Origin of the sequence: Spiroplasma endosymbiont of Megaselia nigra (genome assembly GCF_003987485.1) — a bacterium.
Classification (GTDB): domain Bacteria; phylum Bacillota_I; class Bacilli_A; order Mycoplasmatales; family Mycoplasmataceae; genus Spiroplasma.
The window spans coordinates 1-3,440 of the sequence record NZ_RCOO01000124.1 but is presented as its reverse complement, the minus strand read 5'-3'; the positions used below and the strand labels follow the sequence as shown (position 1 = coordinate 3,440).

Genomic DNA, 3,440 nt, shown 5'->3' with positions numbered 1-3,440 from the left:
TTAAATTTTTGTTCTTTTCCTGCCATTAAAAAATGCACCTCCTCTAAAAGTTTAGTAAAGTTCTTTTTTAATTTTACTTACTTTTTGGGGTGCAGTCTTCGTTGATTAAAAATAAAAAATAAAATTAAAGAAATTAAAAGAGAACATCCAAGATATAAAGTTAAAGAATTAGGATTATTACAAATGGATGCTAAATATTTTATGCCAAGTAAATTTCCGGTTGATAAAAATTATTATGTTTATGATTTTATTGATTAAATGTCACGGTCAGGATTAGGATATATTTATGATAAATTAAGCACTGAAAACGCTATTGATGCTGTTAAAAGAGCAATCAGTGATTTTAAAAAAATATTTGGCATTAAAATAATACGAATTAGAACTGATAACGGTTCTGAATTTATTAATAGTAATCGGAATAATCAAAAAATTAGCGTTAAAGAAACTACTTTTACTCAATTTTTAACAGATAAAAATATTTTACATCAAACAACACCTGTTCGTTCTCCCTAGTCAAACGGTAAAATTGAAAGATTTCATCAAAATTATACTAAGTTATTTGTATTTGATGAAAAAATATTGGATGCAGTTAGTTTACAAAATAAACCAAATGATTACTATTATTTTTATAATTTTGAAAGAGTACATAAATCTTTAAATTTTCAGACACCATTTGAATTTTTAAATAATTTAACTAAATAATTTCAAATTTATAAAGTTTTATTAAATCTATTTTTTAGTGTGTTAATTTTAGAATTTTTATTTATATATTTATCAGTTTTAATTATATTTTTTATTATTTTTTCTTGTTTTCTTGCAATCTCCAAAATGTGTGTGGTATACTACAAAAAAAAGATATAAGTGACATAATAATTCATTCAGATCATGGATTTCAATACACATCAAAAATATATAATAATAAATGTATATCTAATGGAATTAGAATTTCTATGGGTAAAAATTATCATTGTGCTGATAATATTGTTATAGAAATTTTTCATTCTTTATTAAAAAAAGCAACAATTCATAACAATATTTAATTATCGCATGATGAATATATTAATGATGTTAAAAAATGAAATAAATGATATTCAAACCGCAAAGAAAAGGATATAATAAATAAAAGTTTATAAACCTTTTTTTACTAATACTTACTTTTTGGGGTGCACTCTACAAGTGCTCTTTTTATTTGTTTAAATTTAATTAAAAACTAAATTTAAAAACTGCTAGTTTATACTAGCAGTAGTGTAAATAATAAATCTGGGCCTTGTCTGTTTTTGATAATAAACTAATAACTTATTGTGCTAAAACAGAAGTTATAATTTGAGGAACTACTCCAATTAAGTTAATACCAACACCATTACCCTGATCATATGATGGAATATTTCAGACATATCATTGTGCAATTAATAATGCAGCAACAATTCCAGCGACAGTTGCAATTTCTGGGATTTTGCTTAATAAGGCTGCAATAACTCCGCCAACTGATCCTAAATCATTTTGAACTTTGGTTAATAAAGCATGATTTAAGTATAAGTGTGAGTAAACAAAATAATAATCCCATTCATTAATCCCATCTTTTAAATTTTTAATATTTGTTAGATTAATATTTGATTTATTATTTTGATAAAATTGTTGATATGTTATTCCTAGTTTTTCCTAGGTTTTATATTATGTGCAGTTTTATTGTATGTATTATTGATAAATGTTGTATTCGATAATAATAATGCCGGGGTAGTTGCCAACGCAATTGCTCCAACACCAACTAAGATATTCTTATAACCAAACATTATTAATCATCTCCTGTAAAAATATCTATATTGACGCCGTAAATATTATTTACACTTTCATTATATTCTTCTCATTTTATGGCACAATTAATTTAGTTATAATTATTAAAATATCAATTTTTTTCCTATTTTTAAGCTTAAAATTGAAAATAATTTGCCTTTTAAAAATATTTATTTTTTAAAATAAGTTATAATTATTTGCTAAATTATAAGTGAAAGTATAAATATTAAATTTGAAATATTAGTGATAATTAATGCAAATAAAATTATTATCTAAATCCTTTTTTGTTCATCCTAAATTTGGTATAATTACTTTAGTCAAATGGGTGATTAGATGGAAAATAACAAGTTTAATTATTATAATTGAGCAAATAACAAATGAGGGAAAAAGTGACAAATGTCACAAGATACTAAGCAACAGTTATTAACTTTATCGGGAAAAATCCACTATGTGCCATTATGAAAATCAGTTGATATTACAATTGACTTAGATACTCAACAATTAATTATTCCAAAAAATCTTGCTTTTTTAGCACAAAAATATCAATTACCACAAACAACATATTATCTTTTTAAATATAATAATATTAATAACATTATGCTAGAATGTAATTACATTATTAGTAATTATTCAAAAATTATTGAAGCCAAAATTGATCAAAATTTTATTTCATTAAAATGATCATTATCATATGGTGCTTACTTTTTTAAAGAAATTACTAATTATATCCTAGCACAAGATACAATCTTAGAAACTTATCGGGAAACAAAAAATCGAAAGCAACGATTATTATTTCGTTATCAAAACCAACGTGCATTTAAAAAAAGTAAATGAAAGAGAGAATAAATTTTAATGAAAATTCGGTTAGACCAGTTAATGGTTAATAATAATTTAGCTCCTTCGCGTGAAAAAGCTAAAACAATGATTTTAGCAAACAATGTTTTAGTTGATAATGTCCCAGCTTTAAAACCAGGTGAACTAGTAAAAGAAAATAGTATTATTAAATTACGTGGTGAACCATTAAAATATGTTTCCCGAGCAGGGGAAAAGTTAGACAAAGGTTTAACTGATTTTAATTTAACCGTTAAAAACCTAGTTTGCCTTGACATTGGTGCTTCAACTGGTGGTTTTACCGATTGTTTATTACAAAATCATGCTAAAAAAGTTTATGCTGTCGACGTTGGTACAAACCAATTAGCTTGAAAATTACGCAATAATCCGCAGGTTGTTTCATTAGAGAAAACTAATTTTCGATATGTTACTAAAGCATTATTTGCCCCTGATGAAATTGAATTTGCTTGCTGTGATGTTTCTTTTATTTCATTAGATAAAATTATTCCATCTTTAAAAGATATTTTATTATTAAATCATTATGCTTTTTTCTTAATTAAACCACAGTTTGAGAGTACAAAAGAAGCTGTTAAGAAAGGAAAAATTAATCATAAAGCAACCCACTATGATGTTATTAAAAAAATCTTTACTTTAGGTCTTAATAATGGTTTCAGTGTTATCAATTGTGACTATTCTCCAATTTTAGGAAATAAAAAGAAAAACATTGAATTTATTTGTTTATTACAACGAACAATAAATCCGATTAATTATATTGCCGACAAAGTTATAGCAACAATAATTGAAAATGCTTGAAATAA

Annotated in this window: 6 protein-coding genes and 1 pseudogene; 6 read left to right on the top strand and 1 reads right to left on the bottom strand. The window is 24.4% G+C overall.

The features are described from left to right. From D9R21_RS07975 to D9R21_RS05140, 4 genes and pseudogenes are all read left to right on the top strand, one after another. Positions 1-258, top strand: a pseudogene (locus D9R21_RS07975) (hypothetical protein); the annotation flags it as partial. Beyond that, positions 259-513 (top strand): DDE-type integrase/transposase/recombinase, encoded by a 255-nt coding sequence (locus tag D9R21_RS07970; protein ID WP_206609240.1) that lies wholly within the window; start codon positions 259-261, stop codon positions 511-513. A gap of 12 nt (positions 514-525) precedes the next feature. Continuing rightward, on the top strand, positions 526-702 hold the full coding sequence (locus tag D9R21_RS08680) for a hypothetical protein (RefSeq protein WP_408641299.1): 177 nt from the start codon (positions 526-528) through the stop codon (positions 700-702). A 565-nt stretch (positions 703-1,267) separates the two neighbouring features. Further along, complete coding sequence (locus tag D9R21_RS05140) at positions 1,268-1,546, top strand: hypothetical protein (RefSeq protein ID WP_241568786.1); 279 nt, start codon at positions 1,268-1,270, stop codon at positions 1,544-1,546. Between the two features lie 103 nt (positions 1,547-1,649). On the opposite strand, the gene D9R21_RS07235 is transcribed toward D9R21_RS05140, so the two are convergent. Then, positions 1,650-1,790, bottom strand: coding sequence for a hypothetical protein (locus D9R21_RS07235; RefSeq protein ID WP_158613909.1), 141 nt, complete (start codon positions 1,788-1,790; stop codon positions 1,650-1,652). 397 nt (positions 1,791-2,187) lie between these two features. Between D9R21_RS07235 and D9R21_RS05135 the strand changes: the two genes are divergently transcribed. Further along, positions 2,188-2,637 (top strand): hypothetical protein, encoded by a 450-nt coding sequence (locus tag D9R21_RS05135; RefSeq protein WP_241568785.1) that lies wholly within the window; start codon positions 2,188-2,190, stop codon positions 2,635-2,637. Positions 2,638-2,643: 6 nt separating this feature from the next. After that, on the top strand, positions 2,644-3,440 hold a 797-nt coding region (locus tag D9R21_RS05130; RefSeq protein WP_148108835.1), incomplete at its 3' end, for a TlyA family RNA methyltransferase.